18 protein-coding genes, 1 other RNA gene and 1 pseudogene are annotated in these 22,586 nt (G+C 66.9%); 3 read left to right on the top strand and 17 right to left on the bottom strand.

From position 1 onward, the window contains the following. Window positions 1–23: 23 nt before the first annotated feature. Window positions 24–1,421 (top strand): trypsin-like serine peptidase, encoded by a 1,398-nt coding sequence (locus ACCQ05_RS06745; RefSeq protein ID WP_372393309.1) that lies wholly within the window; start codon window positions 24–26, stop codon window positions 1,419–1,421. A 4-nt stretch (window positions 1,422–1,425) separates the two neighbouring features. Here the strand turns inward: ACCQ05_RS06745 and ACCQ05_RS06740 are convergent. Both ACCQ05_RS06740 and ACCQ05_RS06735 read right to left on the bottom strand, forming a co-directional pair. Beyond that, window positions 1,426–1,501, bottom strand: a non-coding RNA gene (locus ACCQ05_RS06740) — sX9 sRNA. A 210-nt stretch (window positions 1,502–1,711) separates the two neighbouring features. Next, the gene (locus ACCQ05_RS06735; RefSeq protein ID WP_372393308.1) at window positions 1,712–2,470 is read right to left on the bottom strand and encodes a hypothetical protein; all 759 of its coding nucleotides are present in this window, start codon (window positions 2,468–2,470) and stop codon (window positions 1,712–1,714) included. A gap of 413 nt (window positions 2,471–2,883) precedes the next feature. On the opposite strand from ACCQ05_RS06735, the gene ACCQ05_RS06730 reads away from it, so the two are divergent. Continuing rightward, window positions 2,884–3,876, top strand: coding sequence for an MBL fold metallo-hydrolase (locus ACCQ05_RS06730; protein WP_372393970.1), 993 nt, complete (start codon window positions 2,884–2,886; stop codon window positions 3,874–3,876). Window positions 3,877–3,909: 33 nt separating this feature from the next. Here the strand turns inward: ACCQ05_RS06730 and ACCQ05_RS06725 are convergent, their stop codons facing one another. The 6 genes and pseudogenes from ACCQ05_RS06725 to soxR form a co-directional block, all read right to left on the bottom strand. After that, window positions 3,910–5,430 carry a tryptophan halogenase family protein gene (locus ACCQ05_RS06725; protein ID WP_372393307.1) on the bottom strand — a complete coding sequence of 507 codons (1,521 nt, stop codon included), beginning with the start codon at window positions 5,428–5,430 and terminating at the stop codon, window positions 3,910–3,912. A gap of 178 nt (window positions 5,431–5,608) precedes the next feature. Continuing rightward, window positions 5,609–6,649, bottom strand: coding sequence for a cupin-like domain-containing protein (locus ACCQ05_RS06720; protein ID WP_372393306.1), 1,041 nt, complete (start codon window positions 6,647–6,649; stop codon window positions 5,609–5,611). 4 nt (window positions 6,650–6,653) lie between these two features. Then, a complete protein-coding gene (locus ACCQ05_RS06715; RefSeq protein WP_372393305.1) occupies window positions 6,654–7,412 on the bottom strand; it encodes a SapC family protein in 759 nt (252 codons plus the stop codon). Window positions 7,413–7,850: 438 nt separating this feature from the next. Continuing rightward, window positions 7,851–11,006, bottom strand: coding sequence for a TonB-dependent receptor (locus tag ACCQ05_RS06710; RefSeq protein WP_372393304.1), 3,156 nt, complete (start codon window positions 11,004–11,006; stop codon window positions 7,851–7,853). A 737-nt stretch (window positions 11,007–11,743) separates the two neighbouring features. Beyond that, window positions 11,744–13,723: pseudogene (locus tag ACCQ05_RS06705) on the bottom strand (M1 family metallopeptidase). 159 nt (window positions 13,724–13,882) lie between these two features. Further along, window positions 13,883–14,329, bottom strand: a complete 447-nt coding sequence (gene soxR, locus ACCQ05_RS06700) for a redox-sensitive transcriptional activator SoxR (RefSeq protein ID WP_104541918.1) — start codon at window positions 14,327–14,329, stop codon at window positions 13,883–13,885. Window positions 14,330–14,426: 97 nt separating this feature from the next. Between soxR and ACCQ05_RS06695 the strand changes: the two genes are divergently transcribed. Beyond that, window positions 14,427–15,797, top strand: coding sequence for an MFS transporter (locus tag ACCQ05_RS06695; RefSeq protein ID WP_372393303.1), 1,371 nt, complete (start codon window positions 14,427–14,429; stop codon window positions 15,795–15,797). Between the two features lie 442 nt (window positions 15,798–16,239). Here ACCQ05_RS06695 and ACCQ05_RS06690 read toward each other — a convergent pair whose 3' ends face one another. The 9 genes from ACCQ05_RS06690 to pdxH all read right to left on the bottom strand — a co-directional run bounded on the left by ACCQ05_RS06690 (window position 16,240) and on the right by pdxH (window position 22,555). Beyond that, window positions 16,240–17,406 carry a glutathionylspermidine synthase family protein gene (locus tag ACCQ05_RS06690; RefSeq protein WP_372393302.1) on the bottom strand — a complete coding sequence of 389 codons (1,167 nt, stop codon included), beginning with the start codon at window positions 17,404–17,406 and terminating at the stop codon, window positions 16,240–16,242. After that, window positions 17,406–17,978, bottom strand: a complete 573-nt coding sequence (locus tag ACCQ05_RS06685; RefSeq protein WP_104541826.1) for a DUF1190 domain-containing protein — start codon at window positions 17,976–17,978, stop codon at window positions 17,406–17,408. The genes ACCQ05_RS06690 and ACCQ05_RS06685 overlap by 1 nt, the downstream gene beginning before the upstream one ends. Before the next feature lie 13 nt (window positions 17,979–17,991). Beyond that, window positions 17,992–18,396 (bottom strand): DUF350 domain-containing protein, encoded by a 405-nt coding sequence (locus ACCQ05_RS06680; RefSeq protein WP_372393301.1) that lies wholly within the window; start codon window positions 18,394–18,396, stop codon window positions 17,992–17,994. A 34-nt stretch (window positions 18,397–18,430) separates the two neighbouring features. Then, complete coding sequence (locus ACCQ05_RS06675) at window positions 18,431–19,108, bottom strand: YjfK family protein (RefSeq protein ID WP_372393968.1); 678 nt, start codon at window positions 19,106–19,108, stop codon at window positions 18,431–18,433. Then, window positions 19,105–20,187, bottom strand: coding sequence for a potassium channel family protein (locus tag ACCQ05_RS06670; RefSeq protein WP_372393300.1), 1,083 nt, complete (start codon window positions 20,185–20,187; stop codon window positions 19,105–19,107). Before ACCQ05_RS06670 ends, ACCQ05_RS06675 begins: the two co-directional genes overlap by 4 nt. 26 nt (window positions 20,188–20,213) lie before the next feature. After that, window positions 20,214–20,984 (bottom strand): PspA/IM30 family protein, encoded by a 771-nt coding sequence (locus tag ACCQ05_RS06665; RefSeq protein WP_372393299.1) that lies wholly within the window; start codon window positions 20,982–20,984, stop codon window positions 20,214–20,216. Window positions 20,985–20,993: 9 nt separating this feature from the next. Then, window positions 20,994–21,410 carry a YjfI family protein gene (locus ACCQ05_RS06660; protein WP_372393298.1) on the bottom strand — a complete coding sequence of 139 codons (417 nt, stop codon included), beginning with the start codon at window positions 21,408–21,410 and terminating at the stop codon, window positions 20,994–20,996. 93 nt (window positions 21,411–21,503) lie between these two features. Continuing rightward, window positions 21,504–21,959, bottom strand: a complete 456-nt coding sequence (gene aac(6') / locus ACCQ05_RS06655; protein ID WP_372393297.1) for an aminoglycoside 6'-N-acetyltransferase — start codon at window positions 21,957–21,959, stop codon at window positions 21,504–21,506. Continuing rightward, entirely contained in the window at window positions 21,956–22,555 is a 600-nt protein-coding gene (gene pdxH / locus ACCQ05_RS06650) for a pyridoxamine 5'-phosphate oxidase (protein ID WP_104541812.1), read from the bottom strand. The genes aac(6') and pdxH overlap by 4 nt, the downstream gene beginning before the upstream one ends. Window positions 22,556–22,586 lie beyond the last annotated feature (31 nt).

The following is a 22,586-nucleotide window of genomic DNA, read 5'->3' as shown; positions in this document are numbered from 1 at the left end:
TCCCCTGACGAGAAGGACTACCCATGATTCGCAAGAATGCGTTGTATCTGGCGCTGTTTTCCGCTGTTTCCGGCTCCGCGCTGGCCGCGCCGCCCACCGAGATGGATGCCGCACCGGTGAGCACCGCGCCGCAGGCGACCAAGCTCGGCGCGGCGACATTGCAGTCGGCAAGCCTGCGTGGCGGCATCCTGCCCACACGTGTGGTGCAACTGGCCGCACCCAGCAGCAAGGAACTCGGTCGCGTGCGCGAAAAGCGCATCGCGCAAGTCAAACATGGGCAGCCGCTGCAGATCGGCTTTTCGCGTGCGGTGACGCAGCCGCTCGTCAGCCTGGCCAAGCTGGATTGGCAGATGGCCGGCGACGGTTCGCGCGTTGCCACCGTGAAGCTCGGCTCCGCGCAGGCGGCGGCTCTGCGCGCGGCACTGGTGCTGCGCGGCGCCGGTGCAACGCCGGGCGATCCGTCGCGGGTGACGCTGCGTTTTGCCGGCGATGATGGCCGCGTCTTCGAACAATCCGGCGCCAGCTTCGTCGGCACCGGCGATGCCATCGGCTGGTCGCCGACGGTCAGCGGCGACGACCTGCTGGTGGAGATCTCGCTGCCGGCCGGCCTGTATCCGGAAAACTTCAGCCTCAGCGTTCCGCAGCTGTCGCATCTGGACATCAGCCCCACGGCCAGCCCGCGCGACATGATGACCATTGCCATTGGCGAAAGCGATTCGTGCCAGAACGATATCGTCTGCCGCGCCAATCCCACCGCCGGTTTCACCAGCGCCGCCAAGGCGGTGGCACGCATGGTGTTCACCACCAGCCAGGGCTCGTTCCTGTGCACCGGCACCTTGCTCAACAATACCAATACGCCCAAGCGCAACCTGTTCTGGACCGCGGCGCACTGCATCAGCACGCAGACGGTGGCCAACACGCTGCAGACCTACTGGTTCTACGACGCGGCCAGCTGCAATGGCAATACCGCCAGTGCGCAGGCGACCACGCTGACCGGCGGTGCGTTCCTGCGCCATGCCAACACCGCACGCGACACCGCGCTGCTGGAGTTGAAGACCGCACCGCCAAGCGGCGCTTTCTACGCGGCCTGGAACAGCGCGGCGATCGGCTCGACCGGCACCTCGATCGTGGGTATCCACCACCCCTCCGGCGACGTCAAGAAGTATTCGCTGGGCACGGTCAATGGGCTGAACACGTCCATCGACGGCAAGAGCCCGTTCTATCGCGTGGTCTGGAACGACGGTGTCACCGAAGGCGGCTCGTCCGGCTCGGGCCTGTTCACCATCGCCAGCGGTGGCGCATACCAGCTGCGCGGCGGCCTGTACGGCGGGTATTCGTACTGCACCGCGCAGACCGACCCGGACTACTACTCGCGCTTCTCCGACGTGTACTCGTCGATCTCCACGTTCTTCGGGCAGTAAGAGCGGCTAACAAAACGTAGCGAGCGGTCGTCAGGTGGGTGCGGACGGCGCGGAGGAACCGCAGTGTACGAGTGGTACATGCCGCACCGAGCACTGACCGCGCCCGCCTGGCGGCCGCGCAGTCGTTTTGCTAGCTGCTCTAAGTGGGATGCACGTGGCAGGCGCCCGGTCGCCTGCCACGTGTCGCCGGGATGCCGGCTTGGCCAGCGCGGTCCAGCCCATACCCCGGATGCATCGCCGGCCTGCGCCCCACATCGACAGCAGTCGATGCAACCGATGGACTGACGCCATCATGGCAAGGCAGTGACGCGTTCGCGTGCTGCGTCATTCCACAGCCGCGCTTTTGCGGCCTCGCCCAGCAAGGTGGTCGGGGCGCTATTGCCTGCACGATGCGTATAGAGGATCCAGTTCGGCAAGCCGGGCAATGCGGTGTTCGCCTCCACGGCCCGCGTGCCCTGGAAGCGCACCAACCGATACACCCAGAAGGTATGCCAGCGCAGGTCGCGCGTGGCAGCGGGGTCGGCAGTGATCACCGACAGCTGCAGCAGTGCGCAGCCGCGGCGTCCCGGCACACGCCGGTAATCGTCGGCACTGGGCTCGTGCGTGGGTACACGAAGCGCACGGTAGCGATCGCCTTGCGAGAGCACCACGGTGCGCCAGGCATTGCCGCCGGCCAGACCAACGCCGCCACTGCCCAGGGTCACCACGTAATCCGCACGGCCGTCGCCATTGAGGTCGGCGCGCTCCACGCCATGAAAGCCGAGCAAGCCGCCGCCCAGTTCGACCGCCGCCAACTGCACGCGGCCGGCGGCATCCTGGACCTGCAGCGTCGGCGCCGCGCCACGGTTATCCATGGCGAGCACGGTCCCCGCGTCGCGAAAATGGGTGATGCCCTCCCATTGCGCACCGCCCTCCTCCGCCGGCAGTTCGGCTACCGGGCATTGCGAGCCTGCCGGAGGTCGCGACCACGGCGGATACTGCGGGTGCCAGGCATGTGCGCCGGAGGACAGCACCAGCAGCACGATCAAGACGTAGCGCGTAGTTGCCATGCGGCAGCTTGCCGGTGATGTCATCGCGCGCATTCCATGGCGGTGCCTACGGTCTCGGTAGTGCCGCACTATGCGCAAGGCCATTGCCTGCGGCAAGGGCGTGCAGCGGCAACGCCGGTGCGCTGCACCCCCGGCAGGATCGCTCGCCGGCGCCGGCGGCATTCATCGCCCGCCCGCCGATCTACGCTCACGTGGTGCGCAGCGCGATGCTGGGTGCGCTGCGGCATGCAGACTGCCCATTGCCCCACATCGCTATGTACGGGCGGCCGACGCGTTGGGCGTGCTGCACATCGTGCATCGTCGCCAAGCTGCAGGGCCTGGCCCGGCAGGCAGCAGCGATGGCGGCACGGCGTCGCTGTCGGCACACTCTGCACTTTCGGCGCGCCCAAGGAATCGTCATGCCCGACCCCCTCATGTCGCGCTCCCGCCGGGCGCTACTGCAGCTGACAGTGTCCGCGGGGATAATGTCCACGGCCAGGCCACTCGTGGCGGCGTCCAGTTCCGGCGCCAGCCTCACGCATGCCAATGGCAACGCGACGGCGCCTGCACCGTTTCCGGCCAAGGGCAGCGTGCTGGTATTGCTGGGCACCAAGGGCGGGCCGACGCCCTCGCCGCTGCGTGCAGCGGCCGCCAATGCGCTGGTGATCGACGGGCAGCCCTATCTGGTCGACTGCGGCAACGGTGTCGCGCAGCAACTGGCCAAGGCCGGCATCGCGCTGCCGGCACTGCGCGACATCTTCCTGACCCACCATCACTCCGACCACAACGCCGACCTGCTCAACGTGGTGTGGCTGGCCTGGGCAAGCGGCCTGCAGACGCCGGTGCATCTGTATGGGCCACCAGGCATCGGCGCGATGGTGGATGCGTTCGTGACGATGAATGCCATCGACATCGAGGCGCGCATGCGCGAGGAAGGCCGCCCGCCGTTCCGGCCGTTGATCCATGTGCATGAGTTCGACCAGCCCGGCATGGTGCTGCGGAACGATCAGGTGGAAGTCACCGCTGCCCTGGTGGACCACTACACGCTCAAGCCGGCCTTTGCGTACCGCTTCGCGGCGCGCGACCGCAGCGTGGTGTTCTCCGGCGACACGCGCTATCTGCCGGCGCTGGCCGACTTTGCCAGGGACACCGATGTCCTGGTGCACGAGGTGATGTACCTGCCCGCGCTGGAAAAGATGCTCAAGACCAGCGACAACGCGCCCACCTTGCTCGACCACCTGCTCAAGAGCCATTCCACCAGCGAAGAGGTCGGCAGGATCGCCGCCGCTGCCCGCGCGAAGCTGCTGGTCCTGAGCCACTTCGTGCCTGGTGGCGACCCATCCATCACCGATGCGATGTGGAGCGAAGGCGCACGCACGCACTACGCCGGCCCGATCGTGGTCGGCGCCGACCTGATGCGGTTGTAGGGCAGCAGATGGCGTTGATCCAATCCGGGATGGTTAGCGGGCCATGACCGGCGTGCGCGCTCCCCACACTTCCGGCCTTGCCTTGCAATAGCGATCGATGAAGGCCTGCTGCGAGGGAAACTGCTCCACCGCCTGCTGGATCGGCTGGGCGATGCCGTGCAGCAGGCGTTGCAGATCCTGGTCGGAAAACGCGCGTGTCAGCGGGTGATGTTGCTCCGGCATCAGGCCCTGGCCCATCAGCACATGCGTCCAGGAGTCGACCCGGAACAATTCGTCCGCCGCCTGCCAGGCGTGCGCACGCTCGCGCCAGGCGCGCAGGCGCACTGCCAGCGACTCCGGCAGCTCCATCTCGCGGCATTGCCGCCACAGCGGTTCTGCACGCTGGGTGGCGTGGTAGTGCAAGGTGACGAAGTCTCGCACGTGCTCCATCTCGGCGCGGCTGACATCGTTGAACAGCTGCACCTGCGACGGCGCGATGCCCTGCGCCGGGAACAGCGTCAGCAGCCGCACCACCGCCGAGATGGTGAGGTGGATGCTGGTGGATTCCAGCGGCTCGATGAAGCCGCTGGCCAGGCCCAGCGACACCACGTTCCTGTTCCAGGCCTTGAGCCGGCGGCCGGTGCGGAAGGGCACCATCCAGGGATCCTTCACCGCGGGGGCGGCCACCTCGCGCAGCAGCTTGGCATGCGCCTCGTCGTCGGACAGGTGCCGGCTGGAAAACACCAGGCCGTTGCCCACCCGATGCTGCAGCGGAATATGCCAGCGCCAGCCGGCTTCGTGCGCGATGGCGCGCGTGTACGGCACCGGCGGGCCCAGCGCCTCGGTCTGCACCGCCACGGCGCGGTCGCACGGCAGCCAATGGCTCCACTCTTCGTAGCCGGTGTGCAGGGTCTGCTCGATCAACAGGCCGCGGAAACCGCTGCAATCGATGAACAGATCGCCGGCGATGACCTGCCCGTCTTCCAGCACCAGGCTGGCGACATCGCCGCTGTCCGGGTGCACCGTCACCTGCTGGATCCGGCCCTCGATGCGGGTGACGCCACAGGCCTCGCTGCGTTTACGCAGGAAGCGCGCGTACAGCGCGGCATCGAGGTGATAGGCGTAGTTGACCGCGGGCTCGCGCGGCAAGGCGAAGCGGTCCACGCGCGAGGCCACGGTTTCCAGGCAGTAATCGCCGAAGCTGCCGCCCATACCGCGGCGCCGGCTCTCCAGCCACAGATGATGGAACGCGCACACCAGGGTGCTCTGCCCGGTGATGCCGAACGGGTGGATATAGCGATCGCCCTGGCGCAGCCAGTGCTCGAAGGAGATCGAGAGCTTGAAGGTGCCCGCCACCTCGCGCAGGAACTCCTGCTCGTCGATCTGCAGGAACCGGTGAAAGGTGCGGATCGGCGGCACTGTCGATTCGCCGACACCCACCGTGCCGATCTGTTCGGACTCCACCAGGGTGATGTCGAGCAAGTCGCGGAACTGGTGCGAGAGCGCGCAGGCGGCGATCCAGCCAGCCGTGCCACCGCCGGCGATGACCACCTTGCGAATCTGAGCCTGAGTCACTGCGAACTCCCGTGAACTGGTTGTGGAATGGCGGCTGCCATGTGGGGCGATCCTGCTCGGCACCGCAGAAGGCGTGCATGCACATCGATGCCGACACGGCATGAGGATGCGCTGCCACGCGTCCTGCCGATGGACGGCATGGTCATCAGGCAATCGGTGTTGAAGGCAATGCCGTCCATCAGCGATTGAGCCTGCCGATCAGCATGGCGCGCAGCTGGCGCGCCAGGACGGGATCGATCGGCCCCAGCGCCTGTCGCGCCGGTTCGGGGAGATGCGCGCCGGCACGCTCGGCCGGGCCGAACACGTAGTAATCGAACAAGGCACGCCATGCCTCCTTCTCTGCCACCGGCCGGTCGCGGATGGCCCATAGCGCGTGATACAGCGCCGGCATCGCCGCCGGCAACTGCGCGGGCGCGGTGCTCCACCAGTAGTTGACCAGCACGTTGAAGGGCTGCAGCGACTGCACGTGATGCCACCACATGCTCGGGATGAACAGCGCATCGCCCGGCTCCAGCACGGCGGTGCGCGCATGCGGCTGTGCCTGCGCAAATCGCGGGTAGCGCTGCAGGTCGGGAGTGGCGATATCCACCATGCTCACCACCTGCCCGCCCGGCGTGGGATCGAGCGGCCCGGGGTAGAGATTGGCCACCTGCTCCGGGGGAAACAGCGTGAAGCGCCGCTGCCCTACCGCGCAGCACGCCAGGTTGTTCGGTGCATCGTAATGGCAGGACGCGGTGACGCGATTGCCGATCCAGATGCTGGGCTGCACGTCGATGCCGCTGGCCGCCAGATCCAGATCGTTGTGCGCGCGCAAGCCAGGCAAGCCATCGTCGACAGGCAGCGAGGCCAGATAGTAGGTGGGCGGTTGCGGGTCGTCGCGATGCGCGGCGATCGCATCCAGCAAGCTGCCCAGGCTGCCGCGCTGCACCTCGAAATTCAGCGCGCTGCAGTCCTCGGTGTAGAACGGACGGCCGGCAATTGCCGGCCCGCCATAGGAATACTGCAAGGCGCGTCCGGTGTCGAAGGTGCGCAACTGTTGCATCGCCTCGTCCGGACTGCGCAGGCCGGCCTGTACCAGCGACCAATCGCGTGTGACCCCACGCAACACCACCGGCTCGGCCGCCTCGCACAGTGCGGCGAGTGGCAGCGCTTCTGGCGTGCAATCGGTGCGCTCGGCGATCGCGCCTGCAACAGCGCCGGGGCGTGCGGGTGCATCCATACGATCAGGCATGGGCAGCGACAGGCGCATTGCGCGCGTGTTGCAGGCGGCGCTGCTTTTCGGCCATCAGGCGGCGCACGTTATGCAGCGATGCCAGCATCAGGAAGGCGCCTTCCAGGTATCCGGCGTGGTGCAGTTGCTGCAGGGGCTGCGCCTCGAGTGCGGCAAGTCGCTCGCGATCGATGGCGAACAGGCCATCCAAGTGCGCGGCATGGGTGGCATCCAGCGCAACATCCAGGCGCACTGGCTGGATCAGGCCCAGGGCATCGAAGGCTGCCGCCATGGCCTGCCCGGCGTCCACGCCTTCGCGAATGCCGCGCAGCACACCGATGATGTGTTCCAGGTACGGGCTGTGGCCGCCCTGCGGCAGGAACACGGCCTCACCCTCGCTGCGGCTGACGCGTGGGTGCTCCAGGTCGATATGGATCACCGGCTCCTGCACCAGCGCACCGTCGATCCGCTGCTCCTGGAAGCCGATCAGGAATGGTCCCTTGGCGACGATGCCGGGCAGGTAGTTGGCGCTCCAGCGGCCCTCGTGCAGGAACAGGTTCTCGTCCTGGGCAAAGCCCAGCAAGGCCACCGACTGGTAGCCACCGGTGGCGGGGTCCTTGCGGAAGAACAGCGGGTATTCGCGCTGCAGGTCGGCGTACTCGGTCACGAACGCCGGCACCAGCCCGACCGCATCCCCGAATTCGGCACCGAAGCGCAGGACCACGCGCACATCGTGATGCGCCACATTGTTGAGCACTGCATATCGCGTCATCGACGACTCCCGCAGGCATCCGCGGTGGACGCCTGCACTGAACGATTGGCGTGCCGCCCACTCGCTGCACGCGACAGGCACCGAGCATTGCCAAAAAAACCCGGGCCGGCAAGCGGCAGGGCAGCATGCGCGCCGCACCGGCAGCGCGAATCGCCCGGTGCCTGCATGCGCCGCCCGGTCGGGAACACTCACCACATCGATGCGTGCAGACCGCGCGTGCGTGGACGCCGCACGGCAGGCACAGCGGTTGCGCCCGCCACCTTCGGCTGGTGCCTGCGCAAGAGTCCCCGCACGCACGATGCGCGAGCGATGCGCGCGCGATACACGGCCGTCAGCCAAGCGACGACCGCGCCATGGGCGCAGCATGTCCAGGGAACATGCCACTCCATGGCGCGTCAGCACCCACCTGACGCGGAGCGCCAGCGCCGTGCCGCCGGCCTAGAAGGCGTAGCGCACGCCCAGCGTGTAACGCGGCTGCTGATCGATCAGACGGATGATCTGCTTCTCCGAACGCCCGTGCCAGCGCACGTCTTCGCCGGTGAGGTTGATCGCTTCGAAGCCCACCGACAGCTGCTTGCTGAGCGCGTAGCTGACGCTCAGATCGAACTGCTGGTAAGCCTCCACGTAGTACGGGTTGCGGTTGGAGGCGTCCTGGTTGGCGGCGATCAGGTATTCGTCGCGCCAGTTCCAGGCCAGGCGTGCGCTCCAGCCGTATTTTTCGAACATCAGCATGACGTTGGCGGTATCGCTCAGGCCGAGCAGCGCGAACTGGTCGCGGTCGATGACGTTGTTGTCGAACGCCACGTCGCCTTCGACGATGGTGTAGTTGGCGTAGATGCCGAAGCCGGTGCTGCCGAAGAAGTACTGCCCCCCCAGTTCCCAGCCGTGGATGTTGGCCTTGTTCTGGTTGATCGGCCGCGAGACATCGAACTGGTAGAGCGGGTCGGCCGCCGTACCGACCAGGTCGTAGGCGTTTTCCAGCGCCAGGCTCTGCGCCGAGCTGCCGTTGTAGGCAGCCAGGCCACCGGTGGCGGCAGCGTTGCGCAACAGCGCAGTGGCTGCGAACAGCGAGGTGTCGTTGGCCGAACAGGCCGCGGCCACGTCGTTGCCGGCGGCGCCGACCTGGGCGGCACACGCGCCGCTTTGCAGGAATGCCAGCGCGGCCTGCGCATCCGGACCCGAGGTGGGATCGGTCAGCCCGTACAGGGTTTCGCGCGATACCGTGGTACCGAGGAAGTTGCTGACGCGCTTGTTCCAGAACGTGGCCGACACGTAGCTTGCGTCGGCGAAATACCATTCCAGCGCCAGATCGAGGTTGTCCGATTCCAGCGGGTCCAGGGTTGGTGTCTGCGAATCGCCACTGGCGCGGTTGGAAGGATTGATCAGGATCGAGCCCGCCGGGGTGTTGGGCGTGGGCCCGGCGAGCAGGTTGTTGTACGGCGCGCGTGCGATGGTCTGGCCGAACGAGGCACGGCCCTTCAGCTGGTCGGTGATGTCGATGCTGAAGTCCAGGTTCGGCAAGATGTAGTTGTAGCTGGTCTTCTCGCTGAAGGGCTGCTGCTCGGTGGAGCGCAACAACTGGAAGTCGTTGTTGGCCTGCCATTGCAGTGCGACCGGCGTTGCCACCTGCGAGGTGGATTCCACATCGGTACGCTCATAGCGCAGGCCCAGCCGCGTATTGGTGGTCATGCCGGAGATATCGCCGGTCAGTTCCAGTTGCACGTAAGCGGCGCGGGTCTTTTCTTCGACCTGGTTGTCGGAGCTGTAGAGCGGGTTGTAGCGCGTGGCCGCGCCGTATTGGCTGCCGCCCCACAACGCCAGCTGGCTCGCATCGCCGCGCCAGGCGTTGCGGGCAGCGCCGTTGGGATTGAAGTCGTCGAACATGCCGACGATGCTCACCGGCCGCAGCAAGGCCGTCATGCCCGGCTCCCTGCCGGCATTGGCCACGCCCCAATCGCCCAATGCGGAGTACGTGTCGCTGGTCAGGCGATGCATGGTGGTGTTGGACGAGCTGACGCCGAACTGGAAGCGGCCGTCGTCGAAATCGAACTTGCCGTCCAGGCGACCTTCCTTGGTTTCGGTCACCTGCTTCTGATAATAGATGCGTTGCACCTGCGAGCCGAGATTGTTGGTAGTGAAATCCGGGTTGACCACGCCATTGGTGCCGGCCAGCGAATCGGCGACGGTGGGATACCAGGTACGTGCGCCGATCGGCAGCGAGTTGTTGAACCACAGCTCCTGCGCCCACTGCCCGCCGCAGGACGGGCCGTTGGTGCAATTGTTGGTGCCGGCGAAGCTGAAATAGGTGGCGCTGCCGCCGGTGACCGGATCGTTGGGCAGGCTCTGGGTCTTGGAGTTGTGCGCATCGAAGGTCAACTGGAAGCGCTCGCTCACCTGCCAATCCGCATTGAAGCCGAGCGAGCCGAGCGTGTACTTCTGCTCGTTGCGCTGCTGCTCCATGCCGAAGTCCTTGGCGCCATTGGGCACGTCGCGCAGGTAGACCGGCGTGGCGACCGTCTGGCCGGTATCGAAGGTCAGGTCGGTGAAGCTGTTGGCGCGTTGCAGCCAGATGCCCTGCTCGCCACGTTCTTCGCGGATTTCGTTGGACGAGTAGGTGTAATCCAGGGTCAGGGTGAGGCTGTCGCTGGGAGCGAACTGCATCACCGCCTGGCCGTTCATGCGCTCGCGCTGGAAATCGGCGAACGCATAGCGGATGTCGTTGGGCATGCCGTACAGCTGGCCGATCGCCGGTGCATTGGTGACCACCGTGTCCGGACGCAACGCCGGGTCGGTACCGGTCCAGCGCTGGATGTTCCAGCGGTTTTCGGTGGCCTGCACCGAACCGCCGTGGCGCTTCTGGTAGCTGGCGCTCAGGCCGATGCCGAAGGTCTTGTCGGGGTTGGTATAGCTGAAGATGCCCGACACTTCCGGCGTGAGCGAATCGCCGAACGGCTGCGAGCGGTCGGACACCATCTTGGCGCCGGCATTGGCCACCACGCCATCGTGATTGAACGGCTTGTCGGTCTGGATATTGATGGTGGCGCCAATACCGCCGCTGGGCGCGGTGGCGCGGCTGGTCTTGAACACCTCGATGCCGGTGATGGCTTCGGAAGCGAGCTGGGCGAAGTTGAACGCGCGCGTACCCACGTCCACGCCGCCGATCGGGGTCTGGCCGGGCGCGCCGAACGCATCGGCGCCGGGAATCAGCCGGCCGTTGAGGGTGACGGTATTGAACTGCGGGCCGAAGCCGCGCGCGGTGACCTGCGCGCCCTCGCCGTCGCGGCGTTCGATCGAGATGCCGGTGATGCGCTGCAGCGATTCGGCCAGGTTGGTATCGGGAAATTTGCCGATATCTTCGGCGCTGATCGCATCCACCACGCCGGCCGCATCGCGCTTGATGCCCATCGATTGGTCGAGGCTGCTGCGGATACCGGTGACGGTGACGGTGTCGAGCGTGGTGGCGGCATCGCTGCTGGACTGCGGCGCGGGCGGCGGCGGAGCGACGTCTTGCGCAAATGCGGGATTGATGACCAACAGGCCACCGACGAAGGTAAACATGGCCTTCGACTTGAAGCTGCTCAACGTACGACGCATCGCTGTGTCCTCGGGAGTGGAGTCCAACCGCCTACGGCCGTTGTCGCGGTGTGCGACACGGCAGAGTCATGACCACCGCCCGATGGCGGTGGCGAACAGTACTGCTCTTCAATAAGGTCCCCTAGCGCGCACGCCGGCAATCGCCCCTTCGATCGCCAACCTGCGTTGTGCGGTGCATCCCTTGCGCAGACAGCGTCGACACCCTGGTGTCGCGAACGCCTGCGCGGCATCTCCTGCACGACGTGTCGGCCAGTGATAGCGCTAACACGTTGTGCAGACTAGTCAGGCGTCGAAGGGCTTGTCACCGTGCGTTGCAGCATAGTGATGGACAGGCATTGTTACAGCCGATACCGCAGTCGCTTGAGTCCGTATACGCCATGTAATGGCGGCGCGGCTGTAAGCGTTATCATCCAATTGCGCCGAAACCGTCGGCCAATGCGGTGAAAGTTGCACAATGCATCCACCGCGCCGCAGCCACCCACGGCGACTGCGCAAACCCTGCAGCGCGAGCGCGACGGCGGCCCGCAATGCGGCGAGGGCGGTGGCAATCCGGCGCCGGGACGCCATCGGACCGCCACCGCCGCAGACACGTCTGTGCCACAGCCGCCGCGCCCGAGGCATGACATCGCCAGCACCAGCATCGCAATCGATTGGATGCACACCACAGGCGACCCACGCAGTGCGTGGCGACGGCTCCTCGCGCCTGCGACAGGATGCAGCGCGTGCGCACGCGACACTCAGCCGATCGCATCCAGCCGGTCGTCGCTCCGATCCGCGTCGGGCAGCGCATGCTCCGGGTCCAGCGTCACGTGCAGCACTTTCTGGGTGGTCGGCAGGGTCAGCGTGGGCGTGGCGTTCTGCAGCCAGGTTTCCACCGGCACGCGGCGGTCCAGGTGGCTGCCGTCGGCCAGGTCCACGCGCACGGTGACCGGCATCACCAGTGGCTGGCGGCTGCGCAGGGTGAGCCGCAGCCCCTTGGCCGGATCCTGGTCGACGTATTGCGCCCGGGTGATGCCCATGTCCAGCTGCCAGTTGTTGAAGTACCAGCCGCGCCACCACCAGCCCAGGTCTTCGCCGCTCTCGCTTTCCATCAGACGGAAGAAATCCGACGGGGTGGGATGCTTGTAGGCTCAGCTGGCGATGTACTTGCGAAACGCCGGGTCGAAGCGTTCCGGCCCCAGAATCTGTTCGCGCAGCAGCACCAGGCCCAGCGCACCCTTGAAATAGGTCAGCCGATGACGGTAGGTCTCGCTGGTGGCATCGGCGATGTCCATCAGCGTCGGCGCGCTACGGTCGGCCAGCAACGGCAGGATCTCATCGACCGGATTTCCGCCCTTGGGCGCATATTCCGAATCGCGCTTGGGCGCGTACTCGCCCTTGTTGAAGGCATCCGATGCATAGACATCGATGAAGGTGTTGAAGCCCTCGTCCATGAACGCGTGGCGGCGTTCGTTGGAGCCGACGATCATCGGAAACCAGGTGTGGCCGATCTGGTGCGCGGTGATCCAGAACAGGTCCTTGCCGCCGTCCTCGAAACCATCGAACACGATGCCCGGATATTCCATGCCGGCGCCGTAGCCGCCCAGGTTGATCGCCGCCGGCCACGGGTACGCATACCACTGCGAGAAATGTTCGATCGCGCCCTTGACGTATTCGGTGGAGCGATTCCACTTGTCCGCGCCCACCGCTTCCAACGGGTACACCGACATCGCCAGAGACTGCTTGCCGTCCGGCAGGTCGATGCGTGCGGCATCCCACACGAACGCAGGCGATGCGGCAAACGCCACGTCGCGGGTGTGCTCCATATGGAAGCGCCAGGTACGCGTCCCCGGCCCTGCCGGCGCCGCTGCCGCTGCCGCGACGTCTGCCGGCGTGCGGATCAGCACCGTGCGATCGCTGCCACGCGCCTGCTGCAGCCGCTGTTGCTCGGCGCGGCTGAGTACCTCGGACGGATTGGTCAGCGCACCGGAGCCGACCACCAGGAAACCTGCCGGCACGGTCACCGCATAATCGAAATCGCCATATTCCAGGTAGAACTCCGAGCCCAGGTATGGCTGCGTGTCCCAGCCGCGCAGATCGTCGTAGACGGCCATGCGCGGATACCACTGCGCCACTTCGTAGATCTCGCCCTGCTTGCTGGCGCTGTAGGCGGTGCGCCCGCCCCAGGTACCGGGAATGCGGTAGCGGTAACGGATGTGCAAGGTCAGCGCCTTGCCCTGCCCGGCCAGCGGCTGCGGCAGGTCCACCCGCATGCGGGTGTCGTCGATGAGGAAGTGCGCAGGCTGGCGCTTCCCGCCGCTGTCGATCTCCACGCTGGCGATCTGCATGCCGTCGGTGAACTGGGTGCGCCCAGACGGGCGGCTGGCGGCGGCGCGTGCGTCGGCGCGGTAGATGTTCTGGTCCAGCTGCAGCCACAACACGCTCAAGGTGTCGGGGCTGTGGTTGGTATAGCGGATCGCGGCCTCGCCGCTGAGCGTGTGGCTGGCCGGGTCGATGCTGGCCTGCAGCTGATAATCGGCACGGTTCTGCCAGAACAGCGGGCCGTGCACACCGCTGCCGCTCCGGTAGGCATTGGGGGCGTCGGGCAATTGCAGCGGCGCGAACAACACCAGCGGATCGAATCTGGCCGATGGCTGCGCAGCAGCGCTCGCGGCCCCTGCACAGGCACAGGTCAGCGACACGGCAACGGCGAGCGCTTGGCGCATGGTGGGGAACATGGCGAATCCTGCAACGGGGGAATGTCCATGCTACGGCCACTCGCCTCGGCGTCCGTGCCGCCCGCGGTCAAACGGGCCGCCATCGACGCGTCCGCAAGGCGCGCCGCTTGTCGCTGCCAACGCGCGCACTACCCAACGCACGCCACCGCATTGCGGCCATCACTCCGGGGCCAGAGCACCCAGGCGCAGGGCGCCATCGCCGTCGTCGGCCAATCGATCGTCCGGGTTGCTCAACCGGCACCGCCGCAGCGACAGACAGCCGCAGCCGATGCAATCGGTCAGCTGGTCGCGCAGGGCCTGCAGCTCGCCGATGCGCGCATCCAGTTGCCCGCGCCAGCGCGCAGACATGCGCGCCCACTCCGCACGCGTGGGCGTACGTTGCTCCGGCAGCACCGAAAATGCCTCCAGCACCTGCTGCAACGGTATGCCCAGCCGCTGCGCGACGCGGATCACCGCGATCCGCCGCAGGACATCGCGCGCGTAGCGCCGCTGGTTGCCGGCGGTGCGCAGGCTGCGGATCAGTCCCTTGCGCTCGTAGAAATGCAACGCCGATACCGCCACGCCGCTGCGCCTGGCCACCTCGCCCACCGACAACTCACGCTGCATTGCGTTGACCTCAACCTTGGTTGAGGCAGGATGCTGCGCGGCCATGACCGATGCAAGCAGCACGGTCCTGGCTGTGCCCACCTGCCCTGGATGTTCGATGCCCACCGATACCGCCCTGCCCGCCGCCGCCCGCCCCCCTTCGTCGCCTGCCTCGATTCTGTCCGCGCCGTATCGTGCGGCGACCCTTGGCATGGTGGCGCTGGTCTCGCTCAATGCCTTCGAATCGCTGGCCGTGGCCGCAGCCATGCCGACGGTGGCGCGCGAATTGAACGGCCTGCCGCTGTACGCGCTGGCGTTCGGCGGCACGCTGGCCACCAGCGTGGTGGGCATGACTGCGGCCGGGCGCTGGAGCGACCGCCACGGCCCCGGCGGCGCGCTGGGCGCCGGACTGCTGTGCTTCGTGATCGGCTTGCTGATCGCCGGCCTGGCGCCGAGCATGCCGCTGTTGATCGCCGGCCGCCTGCTGCAGGGGCTGGGCGCGGGCGCTTATTCGGTGGCGCTGTATGTGCTGGTCGGGCGGCTGTATCCGGAACACCTGCGACCGCGGGTGTTCTCGGCATTTTCGGCAGGCTGGGTGGTGCCGTCGTTGATCGGGCCGAGCATCAGCGGCGTGATCGTGCAGCACGCCGGCTGGCGCTGGGTGTTCTTGTCGGTCCCGCTGCTGGCGATTCCGGCGGGGCTGATGCTGTGGCCGGCATTGCGCGGGCGCAGCTGGTCCAACCCGACCGCCACCGACTCGAATGCGGTCGTGGGCTGGGCGATCGGGGCGGCGACCGGCGTGCTCGGCGTGTATCTGGGCGGGCAACTGCACGGCATGCAGGCGCCGGCGGCGATGCTGCCGGCGCTGCTGCTCACTGTGTATTGCGCCTGGCATCTGTTGCCGGCCGGCAGCCTGCGGCTGGCCCGCGGCCTGCCCAGCGTGATCGCGCTGCGCGGCATCGCGGCGGCGGCGTTCTTCGGCTTCGAGGCGTTCTTGCCGCTGCTGTTGTCGCGCGAGCGCGGGCTGTCGCCGTTGCTGGCCGGGATCGCGCTGAGCGTTGGTGCGCTGGGCTGGTTCAGTGGCTCCTGGTACCAGGGCCACAGCCGTGCCGGCTGGTCGCGACCGCGCCTGCTGCAGGCCGGGGCTGTGCTGATGATGGTGGGCATCGCGATCGGCGCCGGTACGGTGTGGCCGGCGTTTCCGGTGCCGGTGGCGATTGCCGGCTGGGCGTTGACCGGGCTGGGTATGGGCTTGCTGTATCCCAGCCTGTCGGTGCTGACCCTGTCGCTGTCGCCGCCCGATCGGCAAGGGGCGAACAGTTCGGCGATGCAGTTGAGCGAAGCCATTGCGGTGGCCGGCATGCTGGCGCTGGCCGGCGCGGTGTTCGCCGCGCTGCTGGCATCGGCCACCGCGGCCGCCTATCTCAGCGTATTCGTGCTGGCCTGGTTGCTGGCGGTGGCGAGCTTTGTGGTCGCGCGGCGGGTCTGAGGCGTACGGCATGCGCTGCGACGCGCGTGTCCGCAACGGGGGGGCGGGAGACTGAAGCCCTGTTGACCGTGGCGTGCGGATGTCGCCGCCACAGTGTCGCCGCCGTTCGATGGGCATCGTTTGCATCGCCTGCATCGTTGCCCCAACGAAAGACCTGATGCGCTGTCTCATGCCGGCCCCACGTGCGACGCATCGACGGGCATGAGACCGGCGACGACTTTGCCGATCTTGCCGGCATCGCGTCGATCGGCGTGGCGAATGGATCACCGCGGTCGATTGGTCATTTTTTCGCCACCCATCTTGACAGCCTTGCAGGCCGGGGCCTGCCGGCACTTGTCCACAGCCTTGTGCAACTTCCATCCACAGGGGGTGTGGAAAACCTGCACTGCATCGCACATCCGCACGGACTTGCCAGCGGTTGCGGCGTATGCAATGCACACCCTCAATCCAGGATCACATGCGGCACGAAGCGCGAGGTGTCGCGGGTGATCGGGCCGTCGTCGTCGCGCATGCCCAGCCCGGCCGGGCGATCGGCCACCACCCAGCTGCCCACCAGCGCGTGGCGGCCGTCGAAGACCGGCAGCGGATGGTGCGCCTGCAGGATCGCTGGCCCGTCCGAATACGGCCCGTCGGTCTGCGCGGTCTCGCCCTGTGCGGTCACCACGGAGATATTGGCGCCCTCGCGCGACAGCAGCGGCTTGCGCACCCAACCGGCGCTTGCCATTTCGTTTGCCTGCGCGAAACGCGCGGGCAGCAGGTTCGGATGGCCCTGGTGCCGTTCCCACAGCAGCGGCAGGATGCCCTTGTTGCTCAGCACCGATTTCCACGCCGGCTCGATCAGGCGCACGCGGTTGGCGATCAGCGCAGGCCCGAAGCGCTCTTCCATCATGAATTCCAGCGGGTAGAGCTTGAACAGCGTGTGGATCACGCGGTCCTGGTCGTCGGTGAACCAGCCCTCGGCGCTCAGGCCGATGTCTTCGATGGCCACTTCTTCGGTGGCGATGCCCACCTGATGCGCGCAGTCGCGCAGGTAGCGCACCGTGGCGCGGTCTTCCAGCGAGTCGCGCACCGCGGAAAAATGCATCTGCGCGCCGACCGCGCCCTCCATCGCCAGCGCACCCAGCGTTTCGCACAGCAGGTCCTGGATCAGGTTGTACTGATCCGTGCCCTTGGGCAGCGCACCGCTGGCGATCTGTTGCTCCAGCCAAAGCCACTGGAAGTACGCCGCTTCGTACAACGAGGTCGGCGTGTCGTAATTGAGCTCGTACAACTTGGCCGGGCCGTCACCGGCATAGGCCAGGTCCATGCGGCCGTACAGATGCGGGTCGCGGTTGTTCCAGGAGCCGGCAATCCAGTCCCAGTAGAACGCTGGAATGGCCAGCCTGGTCAGCAATTCTTCCGAGCCGACCACCTCGTCCACCAGCTGCATCGCCATGTCATGCAGATCCTGGGTAGGCGCTTCGATATCGTCTTCGATCTGCCGCAACGAGAACGCGTAGTACGCGCGCTCGTCCCAATATGGCTCGCCGTCGATGGTATGGAAATGAAAGCCGAGCGACTCGGCCTGGGTGCGCCAATCCGGGCGCTCGGCGATGGCGATGCGTTGCATCAGCCGCCGAACCCGGAGCTGCGGCCGCCGCTGCCGAACGAACTGCGCGCCGCCGCACTGGAGCCGAAGCCCGAGCGCGACACGGTGATCGCCCGCGTCGGCATGTCGATGGCACCGCTGCGCCCGCGCACGGTGCCGGTGCGATTGCTGGCCAGATCGCCATTGGGCTTGTAGAAACCGCCACTGCGGTAATCGCGATACAACGGGATCGCGCCGCCGTAGCGATAGCCGCCGCCACCGCTCATATTGCCCAGCGCATAACCCAGCAGGAACCCGCCCATCGGCGGGATCCAGCTTTGCTGGCCCTGGTTCTGTATCGCGGTGCAACTGCCGAACTGCTCGTCGCATTCGTAACGCGTGTTGAAACGCGGTGCGGTCTGCTGGTGCTTGGCTGCGGCCTCGTCGTAGGCCTTCAGGCATTGCTCGATGCTGCCCTGTTCCTGCTTGATCTGGTAACAGTCCGATGCCGATTGCAGCACCACCCCGGTTTCCGGCTCCGAGCCGCAGCCGGTGGTCAGCGCGGCCGGCAAGGCGGCCATCAGGGTGAGCGTGAGGTTGCGTGATCGCTTCATGGCGCAGGCTCCGTTACGGCGTGATCGCCGCGGCGTTGATCAGGCCAACTGCGATCGACACGCCGGCAGAGAAGATGCCCGCGGCGGCGACGTTGTCGGTGATCTGGCGCGAGATGCGCCCGGCCACCAGGTTGGCCAGCAGATACGCCAGCACCTGGATGCCACACGCCACTGCGCCCCAGATCAGCGCATCGACCAGGCTCACCGAGTGGGAAATGGCCGAATGCAGCGGCAGCGCCACGCCGACCAGGTTGCCGGCCAACGCGGCGGCGGCGGCCACATTGCCCTGCCGCAGCAAGGTGAAGTCCTTGTGCGGGGTGATCAGGGTCACCAGCACCACCGAGACGATCAGCACGCCCAGGCCGGTGCCGAAGTAGGAAAGAAACGCCAGGAAGCTCTGCAGGTTGATCGGATTCATGAAAGCACCGGTTGAGAGAAGGGCGAGCACAGGCTCAGGTGATGTCCAGATCGGCGACGGTGACGTCGATGCCGACCGCGTAGGTAACGCAGAACTCGTTGGGGCCCGAATCCTCGCCGGTCACCAGCAGGAATTCCTCGCGCTGCAGTTCCGGCACGTCGCGGCTGTAGAGCATGGCGTAATGGGTGAGATCGCCATCGCGGCGCGGCGGCTGGTAGCGGTACAGCACTTCGTCGTAGGCGATGGGCGGAATGCGGGCGGTAGCGTCGGTGGACTGGGTGGCGCGCTGCCAGCGCTTGCCGGCGTAGTCGATCTGCGCCGCACCCAGGTGCGGATGCTGCATCACGAAGTCCTGGAAGGCCTGTTTGCTCGGCGGGTTCACCGTCTCGCAATACACGAACGCTTTCATCGCCTCCAGATCGCCGCCCACGGTGGTGACCTGCAGGAACGCGTCGTCATCCAGGTAGAACCGGTGCAGCGCATAGCCATCGCCCAGGTCGACGTGGCCGTAGCAGGGGATGCCCTGATTGCCGCCCGGCAGTTCGGCGGTCATGGCGTCCGGCGCCATGCGGTACAGCGTGGTATCGATGGCGACCTGCCCACCCACGCGCAACCCCAACGGCAGCGCATGCCCGATCGCGCCGGTAGCGGCGTTGGGCAACGGTGGCGGCTGCGCCTGGCCGAACAACTTGCTGAAAAAACTCATCGTCAGACACCTCGTGGCGATGCGGGAACGGAAGCCGTGGCAGCGCACAGCGTTGGCCATGCGATGGCCTGCGCAGGCAGACGCTGCTCGCTCAGGTAGTACAGCGTGGCGCCGGCAGGCACCGCGGTGCCCGCTGGCGGATTCAGGCGCAGCGCGCCGTCGGGCGCGCGCAGGCCCAGCAACAAGGCGCCGCGTCGGCTGAAATCCGCCGCGACCTGGCTGTAGTCAAGGGGCTGGAGACCGGCCGGCACGGACAGGCTGAACTGGGTGGGGCCATCGTCCACCGACAGCAGTTCGGCGGTGATCGCCGCGCTGCCCGGGTCCTGCGCCGCGCGGGCCAGGATTTCGGCAGTCATCGGCCGCGTGCATTCGATGGCCGGATAATGATGGTTGACCAGCCGCGCGGCACTGGCCGAATCGAAATGCGCCACCACATGCGCAGCCGGCGCATGCGCCATCAACGCGAACACCGCCGCCAGGGTCTGGTCGTCGGAGGGCGGATTGACGATCACCCGCGCCGCGCCGGCGATGCCGGCACGCTGGTACACCTCGGTATGCGTGTACGACTCGGCCGCGATGAAGCGCATATGGTCGGGCATCGGATTTTCGGCGATGCCTTCGGCCACCAGCACCACGCCCTCGTCGTCGGTGGCGGTATCGGACAGCAACAGCTCCAGCAGGCGGGCCGAGGCCGCGCCCTGCCAGCCGATCAGGACGGTGTGCCCGCGCAACCCGTCGTAGGCCATCTTGCCCATGTAGTGGCGCCTCCAGAAAGTGATGAGCACCGCGCTGGTCTTGGCCAGCACCGTGGCGAACAGCGCCACCGCGCCCGGCATCAGCACGAATGCGGCGATATAGCGCCCGGCCACCGACCCTGGCGACAGGTCGCCGTAGCCGATCGTGGTGGCGGTGGTCATGTAGTAATACGGGAACGCGTCCAGGCCGACGAGCTTGTGCTCGCCAGCCAGTAGCAGCAACACCCAGCTCAGGCCCATGTGCGCCAGCAACGCCAGCGCCACCACACCCCAGCTGACGCGGCGCACGTGGCGCCGCAAGACCCGGAAAAGCTTTCCAACGATGATCATGGCGCGTCCTGTGCCGTGGCGCTGGGTCAGCTGTCGCTGCGCGGAACCTGCTGCACGTCGCGCACCTGGCCGATCAACGGCGCGCTGCCGCCGCTCTCATGGCCCAGCTGCGCAGCCGGCTTCTTGAAGCGGGCCAGCACCGCGGCGGCGTTGGATTCGCCCTCCATCAGGCCGGCGGCAGCCAGACGACGGTTGAGATCGCCGTCGCCGCTGGCGGCCTCGAGCTCTTCGGCCGATTCGATGCGTGCGGAGGTTTCGGCCTGGCGCGCCTTGATGCGTTCCAGCGATTCCAGCGCCGAGCCCATCTTGCTGCTGGCACCGGAATGCCGCGCAGCGATGGCGGCCTGCGCCTTTTGCACCGCATCGGTGGCCTTGACCGTATCGATCTGCTGGCGCATGCCGCGCAGCTGGTTTTCGGTCTTCTGGATGGTGGTCTTGAGCGTGGCCACCGACTGGTCCAGCGCGGTCTTGGACGCCTTGTCGCCGGCGTCCTCGCTTTCCAGCGCGGCCAGCTTCACTGCCACGTCGTGCGCCAGCGCCTCATCGTTCTTGGCCAGCGCGCCTTCGATGTAGCGCGTGTACTCGGCCATCTTGCCGGCGCGCGCGTCGATCTTCTGCTGGGCGAGCTTGCTCTGCGCCATCAGCTTGGTCAGCTCTTCGCGCGAGCGGGTGAGCTGGGCGCCGGCATCGCGCATTTCCTGGTCGAGGATACGCAATGCGTTGGCATCGACGGCCTTCTGGCCGGTTTCATGTGCAGTCCCACGCAGCAGCGTGATCAGCTTGGAAAAAATACTCATGACAACGCCTTATGAAAAGAACGGCTTGAGAGATTCGGCGGCGTCCAGCGTGTTGGCCGCCAGGGTCTGGATTTCCTCGTCGATCTGGTCGAGCGTGGACGAGGCCGACAGCTCGCCGAACACCACGTAGCTGTCCTCTCCGTCGACCTGGACCAGGCCCAGGTTGGAGAGCGGATTGAGCGGATTGAGCCGCAGGCAGGCATCGTTGAATGCGGCGCGGTCGTTGACCTGGTCAGCATGCGCCAGCAGCGTGGAGACGAAGATCTGCGACCCGGATGCGGCCACCTGGATCTGCATGTCGCCGTGGTCGGCCAGGGTGAGGTTGATGGCCGGCTCCAGCCCGTCGATCAGTTCGACCTCGATCGGCTGGCCGCGGTAGCGCTCGGCCAGCAGGCCGTGCAGTTCGACAGTGGTGTACTGCGTCATACGAAGTCCTGTCCTTTGGAAACGGTGGTCAAGCGATGGGCGGACATACTACAGACTGTCTGCGATCGGCAGAAAGGGCCACACGTCCGCTGGTCAGGCAAGCGGCAGGCGGAAGTAGACCACCCGTTCAGTTGGCTCGAAACCGCACGCCGCATGCGCCGCCTGGGCGCCGCTGTCTTCCAGCCGCGCATCGGAGGCCAGCTCTGCACAGCCCCGATCCCGGGTCCATTCGGCCGCCGCTGCCACCAGCGCACGACCGAGCCCGCGGCCGCGCCAGGCCGGCATCACATACCAGCCTTCCAGAAAGCCCACCGGCGTGCTGTCGGTGCCATTGACGTAGTCGTGGCGCACCGACACCTCGGCAAACCCCAGCGCCGCATCCGCCTCGTCCACCACCAACAGGTGGCTGGCCCCTGGTTGCGCCAGCGCGGCCTGCAGGTCGTGAAGGCCATCGTCGGCATCCGGCCACAACGCCAGGCGCAAGGCCAGCAAGGCCTGTGCATCGGCAGCGACCGCCGCGCGCACCCGCCACCCGGCCTGCGCGCTCATGGATACAGCATCCGCTTGGTCCAGTGGCTGGCCGCATCGGCTTCGTAACGCCAGCGCTCGTGCAGGCGGAATTTGGCGCCGTACCAGAATTCGAACGCCTGCGGCACTACCCGGAAGCCGCCCCAGCCGTCCGGACGCGGTACGTCACGGCCTTCGAAGGTGGCTTCCACCTTGGCGATCGCCGCCTCGAATTCGGCGCGCGAGCCCAGCGTCTGCGACTGCAGCGAGGCCCAGGCGCCGATCTGGCTCATGCGCGGGCGCGAGGCGAAATAGGCATCGGATTCGTCCGCGCTCACCAGCTGCACGCCGCCTTCGATGCGCACCTGGATGCCGGCTTCGCGCAGGCTGCGCCACAGGAACAGCAGCGCCGCCTGCGGATGGGTCTGCAGGTCGCGGCCCTTGGCGCTGTCCAGATGCGTGTAGAACACGAAGCCGCGCGTGTCGAAGGCCTTGAGCAGCACGGTCCGCGCGCTCGGGCGCCCGTCCACATTGGCGGTGGCCACGGTCATGGCGCTGGCTTCCAGCTCGGCGCTGTCGTGCGCCTCGGCATACAGCGCGGTGAAGGTGGCAAGGGCTTCTGCGTACAGATCGGGCATGTCGGTGCGTGGCAGCAGGATGGGCGTCCAT

Origin of the sequence: Xanthomonas sp. NCPPB 3582 (assembly GCF_041475735.2) — a bacterium.
Lineage (GTDB): Bacteria > Pseudomonadota > Gammaproteobacteria > Xanthomonadales > Xanthomonadaceae > Xanthomonas > Xanthomonas codiaei.
This window is presented reverse-complemented; position numbering and strand designations above follow the sequence as displayed.